General features: G+C 61.2%; 14 protein-coding genes. 12 read left to right on the top strand and 2 right to left on the bottom strand.

Annotated features, from left to right (window positions below):
- Positions 1 to 8: 8 nt before the first annotated feature.
- From ACQZ6F_RS03510 to ACQZ6F_RS03565, 12 genes are all read left to right on the top strand, one after another.
- On the top strand, positions 9 to 1,433 hold the full coding sequence (locus ACQZ6F_RS03510; protein ID WP_449092670.1) for an amidase: 1,425 nt from the start codon (positions 9 to 11) through the stop codon (positions 1,431 to 1,433).
- A complete protein-coding gene (locus tag ACQZ6F_RS03515; protein ID WP_449092671.1) occupies positions 1,430 to 2,956 on the top strand; it encodes an ABC transporter ATP-binding protein in 1,527 nt (508 codons plus the stop codon). The genes ACQZ6F_RS03510 and ACQZ6F_RS03515 overlap by 4 nt, the downstream gene beginning before the upstream one ends.
- Complete coding sequence (locus ACQZ6F_RS03520; protein ID WP_449092672.1) at positions 2,946 to 3,995, top strand: ABC transporter permease; 1,050 nt, start codon at positions 2,946 to 2,948, stop codon at positions 3,993 to 3,995. Before ACQZ6F_RS03515 ends, ACQZ6F_RS03520 begins: the two co-directional genes overlap by 11 nt.
- Entirely contained in the window at positions 3,992 to 4,933 is a 942-nt protein-coding gene (locus ACQZ6F_RS03525) for an ABC transporter permease (protein ID WP_449092673.1), read from the top strand. The genes ACQZ6F_RS03520 and ACQZ6F_RS03525 overlap by 4 nt, the downstream gene beginning before the upstream one ends.
- Positions 4,934 to 4,948: 15 nt before the next feature.
- Positions 4,949 to 6,241, top strand: a complete 1,293-nt coding sequence (locus tag ACQZ6F_RS03530) for an amidohydrolase family protein (RefSeq protein ID WP_449092674.1) — start codon at positions 4,949 to 4,951, stop codon at positions 6,239 to 6,241.
- A 122-nt stretch (positions 6,242 to 6,363) separates the two neighbouring features.
- On the top strand, positions 6,364 to 7,248 hold the full coding sequence (locus ACQZ6F_RS03535; RefSeq protein WP_449092675.1) for a dihydrodipicolinate synthase family protein: 885 nt from the start codon (positions 6,364 to 6,366) through the stop codon (positions 7,246 to 7,248).
- Between the two features lie 21 nt (positions 7,249 to 7,269).
- Positions 7,270 to 7,926: a GntR family transcriptional regulator gene (locus ACQZ6F_RS03540; protein ID WP_068393646.1), complete on the top strand. Its 657-nt coding sequence runs from the start codon at positions 7,270 to 7,272 to the stop codon at positions 7,924 to 7,926.
- Positions 7,927 to 7,977: 51 nt separating this feature from the next.
- Positions 7,978 to 9,309 (top strand): ABC transporter substrate-binding protein, encoded by a 1,332-nt coding sequence (locus ACQZ6F_RS03545; RefSeq protein WP_449092676.1) that lies wholly within the window; start codon positions 7,978 to 7,980, stop codon positions 9,307 to 9,309.
- Complete coding sequence (locus ACQZ6F_RS03550; protein WP_449092677.1) at positions 9,309 to 10,244, top strand: carbohydrate ABC transporter permease; 936 nt, start codon at positions 9,309 to 9,311, stop codon at positions 10,242 to 10,244. Before ACQZ6F_RS03545 ends, ACQZ6F_RS03550 begins: the two co-directional genes overlap by 1 nt.
- Position 10,245: 1 nt before the next feature.
- Entirely contained in the window at positions 10,246 to 11,061 is an 816-nt protein-coding gene (locus tag ACQZ6F_RS03555; protein WP_449092678.1) for a carbohydrate ABC transporter permease, read from the top strand.
- Between the two features lie 141 nt (positions 11,062 to 11,202).
- The gene (locus ACQZ6F_RS03560) at positions 11,203 to 12,162 is read left to right on the top strand and encodes a sugar kinase (protein WP_449092679.1); all 960 of its coding nucleotides are present in this window, start codon (positions 11,203 to 11,205) and stop codon (positions 12,160 to 12,162) included.
- Positions 12,163 to 12,385: 223 nt separating this feature from the next.
- Positions 12,386 to 14,107, top strand: coding sequence for an ABC transporter ATP-binding protein (locus tag ACQZ6F_RS03565; protein WP_449092680.1), 1,722 nt, complete (start codon positions 12,386 to 12,388; stop codon positions 14,105 to 14,107).
- 45 nt (positions 14,108 to 14,152) lie between these two features.
- On the opposite strand, the gene ACQZ6F_RS03570 is transcribed toward ACQZ6F_RS03565, so the two are convergent.
- Together ACQZ6F_RS03570 and ACQZ6F_RS03575 are read right to left on the bottom strand one after the other, a co-directional pair.
- Complete coding sequence (locus tag ACQZ6F_RS03570; RefSeq protein WP_449092681.1) at positions 14,153 to 15,451, bottom strand: LLM class flavin-dependent oxidoreductase; 1,299 nt, start codon at positions 15,449 to 15,451, stop codon at positions 14,153 to 14,155.
- Positions 15,452 to 15,482: 31 nt separating this feature from the next.
- The gene (locus ACQZ6F_RS03575) at positions 15,483 to 16,823 is read right to left on the bottom strand and encodes an MmgE/PrpD family protein (RefSeq protein ID WP_449093129.1); all 1,341 of its coding nucleotides are present in this window, start codon (positions 16,821 to 16,823) and stop codon (positions 15,483 to 15,485) included.

The raw sequence follows: 16,823 nt of genomic DNA on the forward strand, positions 1-16,823 counted from the left end.
GCTTCATCATGAGCACCCAGCCGTCCGCTGACGCCACCGATCTTGCCGTAGCCATCAAGTCCGGCAAGCTCTCCTGCGCGGATGCCATGCAGGCCTCTCTTGCAGCATGTGAAACACATCAAGATCTCGGCGCCATCGCCTATCTCGATGCCGCTTTGGGGCTTGCAACCGCGCAAATGCTGGATCGGGAAGCATCAGAGCAGCCTGAGCGCTTCGCCGCGCGATCCTTCGCCGGCGTACCCACCATCGCCAAGGATCTCGGCGGCCCCTTCGCGGGGCTGCCAGTGACGGCTGGCTCGCGCCTTTTCAAGCGCGAAGGCAAAGGCTCGGATAGCGACCTCGCAAAACGATATCGCGACGCCGGCCTCTGTCCGTTCGGGCTGAGCACGAGCCCGGAATTCGGCTTTTCGCTGGCCTCCGAGCCAGCCATCGGCCCGCTCTGTCGAAACCCGCTGGATCCGAGCCGCACAGCCGGCGGCTCTTCGGGTGGCGCGGCCGCCGCCGTGGCAGCCGGTATCGTGTCAATTGCTCATGCGACGGACGCCGGAGGCTCGATCCGCGTGCCAGCGGCATGTTGCGGACTGGTTGGCCTGAAGCCAACGCGTGGCGCCGTGCCTGCCGGTCCTTCCTTCGGCAATCATCTCGGCGGCATTGCCAGCGAACTCGCGGTCACACGCTCCGTGCGCGACACGGCTCGGATTTTCGATGCCATTCGCGGCAAGACCAGAGGCCCGTTCGCTGACATCGTGACACCCATCACACAAGCGGCCTCCCTCCAGGTCGGCCTGCTCCTGGACACGGGCGAGCGCTACTCGACTGCCGCCGACCGGCTCGAGGCCGTAGAAGCAGCTGCCGGACATCTTGAGAAGCAGGGACACCACCTCGTTGCGCTCGACTGGGCTCAATTCGAAGAAGCAGTTATGGCCAGTGGCCGTGCGTTCGCCGACATTATTTCCGTCAATATCGCCGGCTTGGTGGACGAGCTCAAACTGGATAGTCTCGCAGCCGAAACAATGACGCAGGCTTTCATCATGCGTGGACGCGCGACATCTGGAGCGGCACTTTGGAACTCCCTCAATGGCGCGGTGAGAGCAAGCCGCACACTGTGGGACCTGTTCGAAACGGTCGATGTCATCGTCATGCCGATGCTTGCGACAGCGCCGCCGCCGATCGGATCCTTTCCAACAGATCATGCCGATACCGACCTGCATCTTGAACGCATGACAGCCTTCGCACCGCTTGCATCACTCGCCAACGTCTCGGGTTTTCCAGCCATCACCCTCCCCTTCGGCATTGATAGGGATGGTCTGCCACTGCCGGTCCAAATCCTGGCGCCGATGGGTGAAGAGGCACTGTTGCTTTCGCTTGCAGCCCAGCTCGAAGTGGACGGCCGCTGGCAGCATCGCTATCCCATCGCTGGCCTTGCCGCATGAACACACCCGTTCTCACCATCGAAGGTGTCAGCAAAAGATTCGGTAGCACCATCGCCAACGACAATATCTCGCTGACACTGGCCAAGGGCGAGATTGTCGCCCTGCTTGGGGAAAACGGTGCCGGCAAGACCACGCTCATGAGCATTCTCTTCGGTCATTACGTGCCCGACGCCGGGCGTATTCTCGTCGATGGTTCCGAACTCCCGCGCGGCAAGCCCCGCGCCGCAATCCGCGCCGGTGTCGGCATGGTCCATCAGCATTTTTCGCTCGCGCCCAATCTGACCGTGCTTGAAAACGTCATGACCGGCACGGAAAAGCTCTGGTCGCCGCGATCGCAATCCGGCGCCGCGCGCAGAAAGCTGGTGGCAATTGCCGAGCGGTTCGGCCTGAAGGTCGATCCGGACGCGCGTCTCGGCGACCTCTCGGTCGGCGAGCAGCAGCGTGTCGAAATCCTCAAGGCGCTCTATAATGATGCCCGCATCCTGATCCTCGACGAACCCACGGCCGTGCTGACGCAAATCGAGGCGGAACGGCTGTTTGCGACACTGAAGCAGATGGCCGCGCAGGGCCTGTCATTGATCTTCATCTCGCACAAGCTCGATGAAGTCATGGCGACGGCCGATCGTATCGTCGTTCTGCGTGGCGGCAAGGTTGCGGCGGAGCGGCTGGCATCCGAGACCAGCAAGGCTGAGCTTGCGGAGCTCATGGTCGGCCATCGCGTGACGCGACCGACCCGCGAAGCAAGTGCGCCGGGTGATATCGCGCTGGAAGCGCGCGATATCACCGTGAAAATCGGCGGTGTCGAACGACTGAAGAAGGTCAGTTTCCATCTGCGCGCCGGCGAGATCCTCGGCATTATCGGCGTATCCGGCAACGGGCAGGCGGCACTGGGACAAGTTCTATCCGGCATATTGGACCGCACGTCCGGCGAACTTCTGCTGTTCGGTGAGCCCATCGGCGATCTCGATGTGGCTGCTGTCATCGACGCCGGCATCGGACGCATCCCGGAGGATCGCAACCGCGATGGCGCAATCGGCGAAATGGCGATCTGGGAAAATGCCGTACTGGAGCGCCTCCCTGCCTTCTCGAAGCGCGGATTGGTCGATCGCAAGGCCGGCATGGCTTTCGCGCAGGAGATCATCGACGCATTCGATGTGCGCGGCGGCAATCCGACGAGCCGCACCCGGCTTTTGTCCGGTGGCAACATGCAAAAATTGATCCTCGGCCGAAACCTGCGCGAACGCCCGCGCATCCTTGTTGCCGCCCAGCCGGCGCGCGGCCTGGACGAAGGCGCGGTGGCCGCCGTTCATGGCCGCATATTGGAGGCACGCCGACAGGGTACGGCCGTACTGCTGATTTCCGAGGATCTGGATGAGGTCATCGCTCTTGCGGACCGCATCCAGGCAATCGTCGGCGGTCAGCTTTCCTCGCCCATCGATGCGGGCAAGGCAGATGCCCGGTCGCTGGGGCTGATGATGGCCGGAGAATGGAACAGCAACAACAGGGACGGTCATGCGGTTTGAACGGCGAGAACATCGCCCCCTATACATGATGATCCTCGCCCCCTTGCTCGCGGTCGTTGCCGCGCTGGCACTGGCGGGAATCCTCATCGCCATTGCCGGCGCGCCGGTGCTCGAAGCCTATTGGCGCATTCTGATGGGTGCCTTCGGCTCGCGGCTTTCCGCCACCGAGACACTGACGCGCGCCACGCCACTCATCCTGACGGGGCTTGCGGCGGCAGTCGCCTTTCGCGCCCGGCTTTGGAATATCGGCGCCGAGGGCCAGTTCTATTTCGGCGCGATTGCCGTCGCCGCCTTCGGTTCGAAATGGCTCGCCGGACTGCCCGCACCCATCCTCATTCCGCTGCTTCTGGTGATCGGCGCCCTCGCCGGCATGGTATTGATCCTCGTTCCCCTGTGGTTGAGACTTCGCTTTTCCGTCGATGAGGTCGTGACCAGCCTCATCCTCAACTTCATTGCAGTACTCTTCGTCTCGATGCTGATTGATGGCGTGCTGAAGGATCCGACGGCATTCGGCTGGCCGCAATCCCAGGCCGTCGTCGATCACGCCATGCTGCCGAAACTGATCGCGCGCTCGCGTCTCCATATCGGCTTTGCGATCGCCATCGGGCTTGCTGCGGTCGTCTACTTCATCCAGTCGCGCACGGTGTTCGGCATGCAATCTCGCGCCGCAGGCCTCAATCCGTCCGGCGCCGCCTTTGCCGGCGTCCGGCTTGGATCGACACTGGTCAAGGTTGCCTGCCTTTCCGGCGGACTTGCGGGGCTTGCCGGGGCAATCGAGGTATTGGGCGTCAAGGGCTATGTCACGACGGATCTGTCGCCAGGTTTTGGCTATGCCGGCATCGTCGTTGCCATGCTTGCCAATCTCAATGCGCTCGGCGTGGTACTCGCCGCGATCTTCACCGCAACGATGTTCGTCGGCGCCGATGGAATGAGCCGAAGCCTCGGCATTCCCACCTATATCGCCGACGTCACGGTCGCCTTGTCGCTGTTGACCATGCTGATCGCACTGTTCTTCACGCAATACAGGATACGCCGATGAGCACGCTGATCGACATCATTGCATCAGCCGGACTTTGGGCAGCCGTGCTGCGCATAGCAACGCCGCTGATCTTCGGCACGCTTGGCGCACTCCTCTGCGAACGCGCGGGCGTCCTCAATCTCGGCATCGAGGGCATCATGACCTTCGGCGCGATGATCGGCTGGCTCTCTGTCTATCACGGCGCCGATCTCTGGACCGGGCTCCTTGTCGCGGCGATCGCCGGCGGCATTTTCGGACTGCTCCATTCGGCGCTGACGGTGACGCTCGGCCTGTCGCAACACGTCTCCGGCCTCGGTGTGACGCTCTTTGCCTCCAGTTTCAGCTACTATGTCTTCCGGCTGATCGTGCCGGTCGCGGGGACGCCGCCGACGATCACGCCCTTCCAGCCGATTGCCATTCCCGGGCTGTCCACTCTGCCGTTCATTGGCCCTGCCCTGTTCACACAGACGGCACCCAGCTATCTAGCGATCGTCCTGGCGCTTATCCTCGCCTACATCATCTTCCGCACACCGGTCGGGCTTGCCATTCGCATGACCGGTGAAAACCCGCACGCCGCCGAGGCACAGGGTGTAAACCCGATGAAGGTGCGCTATGGCGCAGTCATTGCCGGCAGCGCCTTGATGGGAATGGGCGGTGCGTTCCTGACGCTTTCAGCCTTCAACAGCTTCTTTCCGACCATGGTGCAGGGCCGTGGCTGGATCTGTATCGCACTCGTGGTCTTCTCGTCCTGGCGACCGGGCCGCGCGCTGTTTGGAGCGCTGCTCTTCGCCTTCTTCGATGCCTTCCAGCTGCGGCTGCAGACAGCGGTGCAAGGCATACCCTACCAGATCTTCCTGATGACACCCTACATCCTGTCCATCGTCGCGCTTGCCGTCATGAGCCGGCACGCCCGCGTGCCGCAGGCGCTGATGCAGCCCTACCGCCGCGGCGAAAGATAATCCGAGGAGCCTTCCATGTTCGACCTGATCATTCGCAACGCCAATCTCCCCGATGGCCGCAAGGGCATCGATATCGCTGTCAAGGACGGCAAGATCGCCGCGATCGAAGCCAAGATCACACCAGAGGCAAAAGAAGAGATCGATGCGACCAACCGGCTGGTGAGCTCGCCCTTCGTCGATCCGCATTTTCATATGGATGCGACCCTCTCGCTCGGCCTGCCACGCATGAATGTGTCAGGCACGCTCCTTGAAGGCATCGCACTCTGGGGGGAGCTGCGCCCGATCGTAACGAAGGAAGAGCTCGTCGACCGTGCGCTACGCTATTGCGACCTCGCAGTCACCCAAGGCCTGCTTTTTATTCGCAGCCATGTCGATACCTCCGACCCCAAGCTGGTGACGGCCGAAGCGCTGCTTGAGGTCAGGGATAGGGTCAAACCCTATATCGACCTGCAGCTCGTCGCCTTCCCGCAGGACGGCTACTACCGCGCCAAGGACGGTGTAGCTTCGCTGAACCGCGCCCTAGACATGGGCGTCGATATCGTCGGCGGCATCCCGCATTTCGAGCGCACCATGGACGAAGGCAAGGCTTCCGTCGAAGCGCTTTGCCGGATCGCGGCCGATCGCGGCCTTCCCGTCGATATGCATTGCGATGAGACCGACGATCCGATGTCGCGCCACATTGAGACACTTGCAGCTGAAACCATTCGCTTCGGACTGCAGGGCCGGGTTGCCGGCTCGCATCTGACCTCGATGCATTCGATGGACAATTACTACGTCTCCAAGCTCATCCCGCTGATGGCGGAAGCGAAGATCAACGTCATTCCCAACCCGCTGATCAACATCATGCTGCAGGGCCGACATGATACCTATCCGAAGCGCCGCGGCATGACGCGCGTGCGCGAACTGATGGACGCCGGCCTCAACGTTTCCTTCGGCCATGATTGCGTGATGGATCCCTGGTATTCGATGGGCTCGGGCGACATGCTCGAAGTCGGTCACATGGCGATCCACGTCGCGCAGATGGCCGGCATCGAGGACAAGAAGAAGATCTTCGATGCACTGACCGTTAATTCCGCCAAAACGCTTGGCCTGGAGGGCTATGGCCTGGCAAAGGGCTGCAACGCCGATTTTGTCATCCTGCAGGCCGTCGACACGGTGGAAGCACTGCGCCTGAAGCCAAACCGCCTGGCCGTCATCAAGAGCGGCAAGGTGATCGCCCGCTCGGCGCCACGCATCGGTGAGCTCTTCCTCGACGGCAGGCCTGCGCGGATCGATGGCGGGCTCGACTACGTGCCGGTTCAAAGCTAGCGGGCGCGCGTTCTCCATTCATCCACAACCAAACACGCACTTGTGATGCACTGATTACCAGTTGCCTTTACAACTAACATGTCAGCATGATACGCCTGATCTCACAAGATCGGGAGGATCGTATGAAAGAGCGTTTTGGCCTGTCGGCTGCCCTGGCAACCCCTTTTGACGCCAATGGCGAGATTGCCGTTTCGGGCGTGATCACCCAGGCCAAGCACTGCCTTTCGAATGGATGCACGAGCGTGACGCTTTTCGGCACCACGGGTGAAGGCGCCTCGATCGGCATGCAGGAACGGCAACAAGTGCTGACCGCGATGATCACGGCAGGCATCGCTCCCTCGCAGATCGTCATGGGTGTGCTTGTTGATGCCGCCGAAGACGCAGCGTCCCAGGCGGGCCAAGCCCTTGCCCAGGGTGTCCGCAGCATTCTTCTGGCGCCTCCCTCCTATTTCAAGAATGTCAGCGACGATGGGCTCTTCAAGTGGTTCGCGGCCGTCTTCACCATGCTTGGAACACATGCACGCGACGTCATCGTCTATAATATTCCATCGGTGACGATGGTGCCTCTCTCCGTTGCTCTGGTCGGTCGGCTGCGCGAGGCCTTTCCGGATGTCGTCGTCGGCGTCAAGGATTCCTCCGGTGACTGGCCCTATACCGAGACGCTGCTGAAGACGCATGGCGATCTCATCATCCTGATCGGTGACGAACGGCATCTGGCGCGCGGCGTGCGCCTCGGCGGACAAGGCGCGATTTCCGGTATGGCCAACCTGCTTCCGAGAGAAGTGCAGGCCATGGCGGAAAAGGGTGTCGACGACGCCAATGTCGAGCGCTTTGTCGAGGAACTGGTGCGCCATCCTGTCATCCCTTCCATCAAGGCCATCCTTGCTCGAGTGACGAATGACGAAAGCTGGCTTGCCGTGCGGCCACCTCTTGTGCCAATCAGCAGGCAAGATTGTGACAAGCTCTTTACTGACTTCGGCGCCTTGTTCCGCGCCAAGGCAGCCTAACCGAACTGTCCGGAGCCGCCGATGGATGGAACAGAACAGCCGACCTTGAGAGAGAAAGCCTATGAGAGCTTCACGCGCCATCTGCTGGCGCGCGACGTTCGGCCTGGCCAGTTCATCTCGCAAAGACGGCTTGTCGAACTGACGGGATTGACGCTCGGAGCCATCCGCGAGCTGATTCCCCGCCTGGAAGCCGAAGGGCTGATCAAGACGGTGCCGCAGCGCGGGCTGCAGATCGCCCATATCGATCTCGACCTGATCCGCGAGGCATTCCAGCTTCGCATCTTCCTGGAGAAGGAAGCCGTCGCGCTTTTTACCTATTCGGCTTCAGACGAGACGATTGCTAAGCTGATGAAAGATCATCGCGATATCGCCGATGCCATCCGTTCCGGCGATACATCGCAGGAACTCGAGCTTCACGCACAATCGGTCGATTGGGGTATGCACGACGCCTTCATTGACGCGCTCGGCAATACCATCATTTCGAATGCCTACCGGGTCAACTCCATCAAGATGCGCCTGATCAGCCAGGACAGGTTCCGCATCAACGGACATGTCGGACCCGTCATGAGCGAGCACCTGAAAGTGCTCGAAGCAATCCAGCGTCGATCGGCAGAGGAAGCCGTTGCCGCACTCGCCTCCCATATCAACGGAGCACGGGACCGCGCATTGAAATTTTGAATAAACAAGGCCGCGAATGAGGAGATTTTCGGCCAAAGGAGGAGGAACAGCATGTCATCGTCATTGTTCAATCCAACGCGTCGCGGCTTCATGGCCGGCACGGCAGCACTCGGCGCCGCAAGCTTGCTGGGCGTCCGCACCGCCGCGGCCGCCGTCGACTGGAAGCGCTTTTCCGGCACGACGCTCGAAGTCAACCTGATCAAGAGCCCGCGCAGCGACACTCTGCTCAAATATCTGAGCGAGTTCGAAGCGCTGACGGGAATCAAGGTCAACGCCGAGGCAACACCGGAACAACAACAGCGCCAGAAGACGACGATCGAGCTCAGCACCGGCAAACCAAGCTTCGACGTCGTCCACCTCAGCTATCACGTCCAGAAGCGCCAGTTCGAAAAGGGTGGCTGGCTTGCCGATATCAGCGGCTTCCTCAAGGACCCGTCCCTGACCGATCCGTCGTTGACGGAAAGCGATTTTGCCGAGGCGGGCCTGAAATTCGCCAAGGATTCCGCCGGCGTCATGCGCTCCCTGCCCTTCTCGGTGGATTACTGGATCGTCTACTGGAACAAGACCCTGTTCGAAAAGAAGGGCCTTGCCTATCCCGAGACCTTCGAGGACATGGCGAAGGCTGCCGAGGCGCTGACGGACAAGTCCACAAACACCTACGGTTTCGTCGCACGCGGCCTCAAGAACGCCAATGCGCCGGTCTGGACGACCTTCATGCTCGGCTACGGCGGCACGCCGCTTTCGCCTGATGGCAAGCTGCAGACGACCTCGCAGGCAGCGGTGGATGCCGCATCTCTCTATCAGCGCCTGATGACCAAATCGGCACCTCCCGGCGTTTCCGGCTTTAACTGGGCAGAGGCACAGTCGGCCTTCCTGCAGGGCAAGATCGGCATGTGGCTTGACGGCGTCGGCTTCGCTCCGCCGATCGAAAATCCGGAAAAGTCCCGCGTCGTCGGCCAGGTCGGTTATGGCGTCATGCCGAAGGGACCGAGTGCACAGGCTGCGGCAACCACCGGCGACGGCATTGGTGTGACAGCCGCCAGCCAGAAGAAGGAAGCCGCCTATCTCTTCTGCCAATGGGCGATCTCCCACGATATGGGCGCGCGCTTGCTGCAGGCCGGCGCCGGCGTTCCGTTCCGCCAGTCCATTCTCGAGGATCAGAAGGTCCGTGAGGGCGTCAAAATGCCTGGGCCGTGGCTGGACGCCGTTGCCGGCTCCGCCAAGGTCTCGCAGCTCGCTCTGCCCGTCATCATCCCGGTCACCGAGTTCCGCGATATCTACGGCGTGGCGCTGACCAACATGATCGGCGGCGCCGACCCGGCAAGCGAACTGAAGACGGCAACGGCGCAGTTCGAGCCGGTATTGGCACGAAGCGAGGGATAATGGCCTCTGTGAGCATCGAAGACACCAGAGCGGCTGCGGCTGAGAAGAGGAGCAAGCCGAAAAGGCTTGTTCCCAACTACTGGCCTTTCGTCATTCCGGCACTGATCGTCATTGCGGCCGTCATCGTCTTCCCCTGGGTCTTCACCCTGTGGATGAGCGTGAACAAATGGACGCTCGGCCAATCGCAGAGCTTCATCGGCTTGGACAACTACGTCCGCCTGGCAACCGATCAGCGCTTCTGGGAGTCGCTCTGGCACACGGTCCTCTATACCGTGCTGTCAGTCGTCGCTCCGCTGATATTCGGAACGCTGGCGGCCCTGATCTTCGATGCGAATTTTCCACTGCGCGGCTTCCTGCGCGGCGTCTTCGTCATGCCGATGATGGCGACACCGGTTGCTGTGGCACTCGTCTGGACTATGATGTTCCATCCTCAACTTGGCGTGCTCAACTACCTGCTGTCGCTTGTGGGCATCGGGCCGCAGGAATGGATCTACAATCAGATGAGCGTCATTCCCTCGCTCGTTCTGGTCGAGGTCTGGCAGTGGACGCCGCTGGTCATGCTGATCGTGCTCGGCGGTCTCGCCTCAGTGCCGCGCGAACCCTATGAGAGCGCCGAAATCGACGGCGCCAATGCCTGGCAGAAGTTCCGCTACCTGACACTGCCGATGATCTCACCTTTCCTGATGATTGCCGTCATCATCCGCGGCATCGACGCGATCAAGAGCTTCGACATCATCTATGCGATGACCCAAGGCGGTCCGGGAACGGCGTCCGAAACCATCAACATCTATCTCTACAACACCGCCTTTGCCTATTACGACATCGGCTATGGCTCGGCCATGGCGGTGGTGTTCTTCATCGTCATCGTCGCGCTGTCCTTCATGCTGCTGATGATGCGCCAGCGGACAAAATGGACCGACGCGGAGGGGCAATGATATGAAGCGCTCGACACTCAACCGCATCGGCCTCTTCTTCGTGGCCCTGGTCATGGTCTCGCCGGTCGTCCTGTTCTTCCTCTGGATGATCTCGCTGTCGCTGAAATACGAGATCGATAATGGCGCCTATCCGCCGATCCTCATTCCGGATCGCTTCGCCTGGTCGAACTACGTCCAGGTATTCCAGGAAAACAACTTCTTCCTCTATTTCTGGAACTCCATATTGGTGACAGGGGCGGCAACCCTGCTCGCGCTCATCATCGGCGTGCCGGCTGGCTATGGCATCGCGCGGCTGAAAGCTGAGAAGTCGGCGATCGTCATCATGATCGCCCGCATGACGCCGGGCCTTTCCTTCCTCATCCCGTTGTTCCTGCTGTTCCAATGGCTCAACCTGTTGGGAACGCTGTGGCCGCAGATCATCATCCATCTCGTCGTCACCGTGCCGATCGTCGTCTGGATCATGATCGGCTATTTCGAGACAACGCCGATGGAGCTGGAAGAGGCCGCAAGCATCGACGGCGCCACCCCCTGGCAGGTTTTTCGCCTCATCGCCTTGCCGATCGCGCGGCCCGGCATCGTCGTTGCCTTCATCCTCTCGGTCATCTTCTCCTGGAACAACTTCGTCTTCGGCATCGTGCTTGCCAGCCGCGAGACCCGCACGCTGCCCGTTGCCGTCTACAACATGCTTTCCTTCGAGCAAGTGAGCTGGGGGCCGCTTGCCGCAGCTGCCCTCATCGTGACGCTGCCGGTGCTCGTGCTGACGATGTTCGCGCAACGGCAGATCATCGCAGGCCTGACCGCCGGCGCCGTCAAATGACTGATCTCCCCTTTCTGACGAGATCGGATCCATGCTATCGGCCGATATAGAGAGCCTGCAGACCTGCCTTGGCGACAGGACCTATGTCGCCATCTGCCAGGTCAGCATGCGTGACTTCGACGAAACGAGTGGAAAGCGGCCTTGACCTTCTCAACTATTTTCGATCCGCCGGCGGGCACGCCGAAGCACGTTCTCTGCGTCGGAGCGGCCGTTCTCGATACGCTGTTTCGCGTCCGTACGCTGCCATCCGGCCAGGGCAAGGTCCTGCCTTATGACATGCTGCAGATCGCCGAGGGCATGGCCTCAAGTGCTGCCTTCGCAGTTGCGCGGCTTGGCGGCAAGGCAAGCCTGTGGGGAGCAGTGGGTAACGACGCGACGGGCGAACGCATCCTCCGCGAACTGAGTGGCGCCGGCATCTCCACCGAAGGCATGCTCCGTTCCGAAGGCGCACAATCTGCCGTGGCGACAATCCTTGTGGACGATGAGGGTGAAAGGCTGATCGTTCCGTTCTACGATCCGAAACTGCATCACACTCTCAAAACCTTCACACCGGAAGAGATCGCCGCTTTCGATGCCGTGCTTGTCGATGTCCGTTGGCCGGCTCTGGCGCTCAGGGTTCTGCGAGCGGCAAGAGGGATCGGAAAGCCGGCCGTCCTCGACGGCGATGTTGCGCCGGACGGCATCATCGATCAGCTGGCACCTGAGGCCACCCACATCGTCTTTTCCGAACCGGCGGCGCAACGCCTCACCGGGATCACCGATTTCATCGAGATGACCCGTCTTTTGAAGCAACGGTTCAGCCAGGCTTTCATCTGCGTTACGGCGGGCGCTGCGGGCAGCTTCTGGTGCGACGACCAAAGCAATGACATCAGACATAGCCCGACAATCGCCATCAAGGCTGTCGACACGCTGGCAGCCGGCGATATCTTCCATGGCGCCTTTGCGCTTGCCATTGCGGAAGGAAAAGCGCCTGCCGAGGCCATCCAACTGTCTTCGGTGGCTGCCGCAATCAAGTGTGAGATATTCGGCGGGCGATCGGGAGCACCGACACGCGCCGATGTTATCGCGCGCCTGGCGAGCATGGTACCGAATCTGTCTTAGATCACAGGCTTCACTTCGAGACATGGAGTGTCGTCATCCCTTGTTTCTGGGGGTGACACCAATGCACGCGTGGATTATAAAAATTCCGCGACTCAAGCAGGAGGATCGCCCGATGAGAAATTTCAGCACCCATTAGCGCTGGACGGCGACGCCGAACCCGGGCTGCTGTTCAGTCCCTTCTTCTCCCATCATATCCTCTTCAGTGTGCCCATGGAGGGCATCCATGCTACGTCGGTTCTTTTCCTATTATGCCCGTTACAAGCGGCTGTTTTTCCTCGACTTCGGCTGCGCCGTGCTCGCGGGCCTGCTCGAACTCGGCTTTCCCCTGGCGGTCAAGCTCTTCATCGATCAGTTGCTGCCGAGCCGCGACTGGGGCCTGATTTTCGGCACTGCCGCTTTGCTGCTCGTCGTCTATGCGATGAACACCGGCCTCTCCGCGATCGTCAACTACTGGGGCCATGCGCTCGGCATCTCGATCGAGTCCGATATGCGCCGCCAGGCCTTCGACCATATCCAGAAGCTGTCCTTCCGTTACTTCGACAACAACCGCACCGGCCACCTGATCACCCACGTCACCAAGGATCTCGAGGAAGTGGGCGAAATCGCCCACCACGGTCCAGAGGACCTGTTTATCGCGATCATGACCTTCATCGGCGCCTTCCTGCTGATGTTCAGCGTGCACTGGAAGCTGGCGCTGCTGACGACGACCATAGTGCCGTTCATGACCTGGCTGGTCAGCCGCTACGGCTCCAAGATGACCGTGAACTCCCGCAGTCTGTTCGGCAAGGTGGGCAACTTCAATACGCGAATGCAGGAAACGGTTGGCGGCATCCGCGTGGTCAAGGCTTTCGCCAATGAGCGATACGAAAGCCAGCTGTTTGCCAGCGACAACGAAGACTACAAGGCAACCAAACTGGATGGCTATGCCTATATGACGGCGAGCATAGCGCTCAGCTATTTCAGCACGCGCCTGGTGCAGCTCGTTGTCATGATGGCAGGAACCTGGTTCGTTATATCCGCCGAGCTGAGCTATGGCGGCTTCGTCAGCTTCCTGTTGCTGATCAACGTCTTCTTCCGCCCGATCGACAAGATTACGTCTGTCATCGAGACTTATCCCAAGGGCATTGCCGGCTTCAAACGCTTCCTCTCCTTGATCGACACCGAACCGGACCTTGCCGACAGGGCAAATGCAGTTACGGTCGAGCATCTGAAGGGTGATATCGCCTATAACAGCGTCGCCTTCGGCTACTCAGATCAGACCACGATCTTCAAGGATCTCAACCTGACAATCGCAGCCGGCGAGACCGTCGCCTTCGTCGGCGCCTCCGGCACTGGCAAGACGACCATCTGCTCGCTGCTGCCGCGCTTTTACGACGTGACATCAGGCAGCATCACCATTGACGGCATCGATATCCGCGACATGACGCAGGCCTCGCTGCGCAGCCAGATCGGCATCGTGCAACAGGACGTCTTCCTGTTCGGCTCGACCATTCGCGAAAACATCGCCTATGGAAGGTTGGGAGCGACCGACGAAGACATCATGAAGGCGCTGCAACGCGCTTCGCTTGACGAATTCGTGCGCTCCCTGCCCGCCGGGCTCGATACACCGACGGGCGAGCGTGGCGTCAAGCTCTCGGGCGGGCAGAAGCAGCGTCTGGCGATTGCCCGCATCTTCCTCAAGGATCCACCGATCCTCATTCTCGATGAGGCCACCTCGGCGCTGGATACGGCAACGGAATATGCCATCCAGCAGGCGCTGTTGGAGCTCGCGAAGGGGCGCACGACACTGGTAGTCGCCCACCGGCTGTCGACCATCCGCAATGCCGACCGCATCATCGTCATGGGCGACAATGGCATTGTCGAGCAAGGATCGCACGACGAGCTGCTTGCCCGGCGCGGAGCCTATGCCCGACTGCATAACGCCCAGTTCGGTCTGTACGCTTGATCTCAGCAAATGACCTGAAGCCGAGGCTTAACACCTCGGCGACCGTCACGCCCAGGCAGGCCGCTTGAGACCAAGATGATCGCGCAGCGTCGTGCCCTCGTAGTCGCGGCGGAAGAGGTCCCGATCCTGCAGGATCGGCACGACCTCACGGGTGAAATCCTCAAGGCCGGCCGGGAAGAAGGGCGGCATGACGTTGAAACCATCAGCAGCGCCATTCTCGAACCATAGCTGCATGCGGTCAGCGATCTCCTCGGCCGTGCCAAGCACGATGTGATGGCCGCGGCCGGCAGCAACGCGCAGGGCAAGCTCTCGGATCGTCAACTTTTCACGGCGGGCAAGTTCGGTCAACAATTCGGCGCGGCTGCGCAACTGATCCGAGATCGGCAGATCGGGCAACGGGCCGTCGAGATCATAATCGGTCAGGCTATGACCAATGCGTTCTTCCAGCAGCGGCATGGCGCTCTTGATATCCGTCCAGCGGTTCAGCACATCGAGCTTCTCGCGCGCTTCGGCGGCCGTCCTGCCGATAACGGGCAGGAAGCCGGGCATGACGGCGACATCGTCCGCACTGCGCCCGAAGCCGACGACGCGGCCCTTCAGGCTCTTGTAGAAGGCCTGCGCCTCGTCGAGGCTCTGCTGGGCGGTAAAGACGATATCGGCGGTACGAGCGGCAAGATCCTGGCCGGGGCCGGAGGAACCGGCCTGAATGAGGATCGGATGGCCCTGCGGCGAGCGCGGGATGTTCAGCGGTCCTTTGACCGAATAATATTTGCCGGCGTGATCGAGCACCCGCACCTTGGCAGGATCGGCATAGACGCCGCTTTCCTTGTCCTTCGGAAAGGCATCGTCGGCCCAGCTGTCCCAGAGGCCGCGCACGACGTCGACGAACTCTTCGGCCACGGCATAGCGCTCGTCATGCTCCGGATGGCTCTTGGAGAAATTGGCGGCGGTGCGCGCGTAGGAGGTCGTGACGATGTTCCAGGCGGCGCGGCCGTGGCTCAGATGGTCGATCGAGGCGAAGGCGCGGGCCAGATGATAGGGTTCGCCATAGGTGGTGGAGGCCGTGGCGGCAAGGCCGATCTTCTCCGTCACCATGGCAAGCGACGCAAGCAGCGTCAGCGGCTCGAAGCGGGCGATCATCGATGGATGCGCATCGAGGCCGCTCGTCAGGCCATCGGCCAGGAACAGCATGTCGAACTTGGCGGCTTCGGCGATCTGCGCGACCCGGCGCAGGAGATCGAAATTCTCGCTGCCGGCCTCCGCCTCCGGATGACGCCAGCCGGACACATGATGACCGGCACCCTGCAGGAAAAGGCCGAGATGGATCTTGCGTGTCGTACTCATGGATAGATGCCTTGCGTTTCTTGGAAGAAGATCAATTCGGACGGTGAGCCAAAAGCGCGATGAGACGATGAAGATCGTCCTCGCTGCGCATGGTCCTCACCAGTTCGGGAATGGCCGATACGGACGGGTGATTGCCCGTCGCATCGTGGAATTTTTCAGTCGGATCGCTCAAACCCGGCAAGCCCTTGAACTCGCGGACCAGCCGGCTTCCGTCCCTGAGCGTCACTTCGGCAATGACGAAGCGCGTCTTCGGATCGTTGGACATGCGCGGGGCCGTCTCATCGTGCCGGCGGCGAACGCGCCGTGCGATTGTCATCAAATCGTCGCGCACCGGCGTCTCGCCAAAATGGCTGATCTTCAGCGCACCATCGACCAACGCGGTGGCGAAGACATATTCGGCGCTGAAGCGAGCGTCGATACCGGTCGTGGGGTTTGTCACGACCAGCGCCGCATCGCCGCCCGGCGGGAAGGTGATGACCACCTCGTCGATCGTTTCGGCATTCAGCCCTTCGCCATGTAGCTGAAGGCCGATCATGCCGACCGGATGGCTGGCCGTGCAGCATGGAAACGCCTTGAGCGTCAGACCCGGAGCAACGATCTGCCAGGGAGTGCCCCAACCTTCCACCGCCGCCTGCGGTCGCTGTTCGCCAAACGCGAAGGCCGAGAAGAAGCCGATCGGATTGTCGAGAAAATCCCTGGCGCCGCCAAAGCCTGCCTTGGCGAGCTTGGCAGACAGCAGACCGGAGCGCGCCGCCATACCGGCGTGATAGGGCTTGGCGTCGTGGCCGAACTGCAGACGCAAGCCGCTCGAATGCGTGGCGGCAAGACCCAGCGCCGTTGCGGTTTCTTCGACCGAGTAGCCGAGCACATGCGCGACAGCCGCAGCGGCAGCGATGGTGCCGAGCGTCGCGGTCGCGTGAAAACCGTTCTCGTAATGGCGCATGCCGATCGCAAGGCCGAGACGCGCCATGGCCTCGAGACCGACGATATAACCGGCGATCAGCTGATCGGCCGACAGCCGCTCTTCCGATGCCAGTGCGAGCAGCACGGGCACGATCACCGTCGTCGGATGACCGCGCACGCTCGCATGCACATCGTCATAATCAAGCACATGGCCGGCATGGGCATTGATCAAGGCGGCGGTCAGCGCATCGGTGCGACGTCCCTGCCCGATAATCACAGCCTCGCCTGCGCCCGCCGGCAGCTGTTCCAGCAGGATGCGCGTCGTGCGATCATCAGCGCCACCGAAGGCACAAGCAAGCCAATCGACGATCGCCTTGCGCGCGGTGGCAACGGCAGCCTCATCCTTCAACGGTTCGGCAGAGACGATAGCCTCGGCAAAGGCGATGGTCAGCGGAAAGGTCTTTTCCAT

The organism is Rhizobium sp. A22-96, from assembly GCF_053521805.1.

What these genes read in the sequence shown, in the direction of transcription:
- ACQZ6F_RS03545 (WP_449092676.1), top strand. Translation starts at nt 7,978, where the DNA reads ATGTCATCGTCATTGTTCAATCCAACGCGTCGCGGCTTCATGGCCGGC.
- ACQZ6F_RS03555 (WP_449092678.1), top strand. Translation starts at nt 10,246, where the DNA reads ATGAAGCGCTCGACACTCAACCGCATCGGCCTCTTCTTCGTGGCCCTG.
- ACQZ6F_RS03550 (WP_449092677.1), top strand. Translation starts at nt 9,309, where the DNA reads ATGGCCTCTGTGAGCATCGAAGACACCAGAGCGGCTGCGGCTGAGAAG.
- ACQZ6F_RS03525 (WP_449092673.1), top strand. Translation starts at nt 3,992, where the DNA reads ATGAGCACGCTGATCGACATCATTGCATCAGCCGGACTTTGGGCAGCC.
- ACQZ6F_RS03575 (WP_449093129.1), bottom strand. Translation starts at nt 16,823, where the DNA reads ATGGAAAAGACCTTTCCGCTGACCATCGCCTTTGCCGAGGCTATCGTC.
- ACQZ6F_RS03565 (WP_449092680.1), top strand. Translation starts at nt 12,386, where the DNA reads ATGCTACGTCGGTTCTTTTCCTATTATGCCCGTTACAAGCGGCTGTTT.
- ACQZ6F_RS03520 (WP_449092672.1), top strand. Translation starts at nt 2,946, where the DNA reads ATGCGGTTTGAACGGCGAGAACATCGCCCCCTATACATGATGATCCTC.
- ACQZ6F_RS03540 (WP_068393646.1), top strand. Translation starts at nt 7,270, where the DNA reads ATGGATGGAACAGAACAGCCGACCTTGAGAGAGAAAGCCTATGAGAGC.
- ACQZ6F_RS03535 (WP_449092675.1), top strand. Translation starts at nt 6,364, where the DNA reads ATGAAAGAGCGTTTTGGCCTGTCGGCTGCCCTGGCAACCCCTTTTGAC.
- ACQZ6F_RS03510 (WP_449092670.1), top strand. Translation starts at nt 9, where the DNA reads ATGAGCACCCAGCCGTCCGCTGACGCCACCGATCTTGCCGTAGCCATC.
- ACQZ6F_RS03515 (WP_449092671.1), top strand. Translation starts at nt 1,430, where the DNA reads ATGAACACACCCGTTCTCACCATCGAAGGTGTCAGCAAAAGATTCGGT.
- ACQZ6F_RS03570 (WP_449092681.1), bottom strand. Translation starts at nt 15,451, where the DNA reads ATGAGTACGACACGCAAGATCCATCTCGGCCTTTTCCTGCAGGGTGCC.
- ACQZ6F_RS03530 (WP_449092674.1), top strand. Translation starts at nt 4,949, where the DNA reads ATGTTCGACCTGATCATTCGCAACGCCAATCTCCCCGATGGCCGCAAG.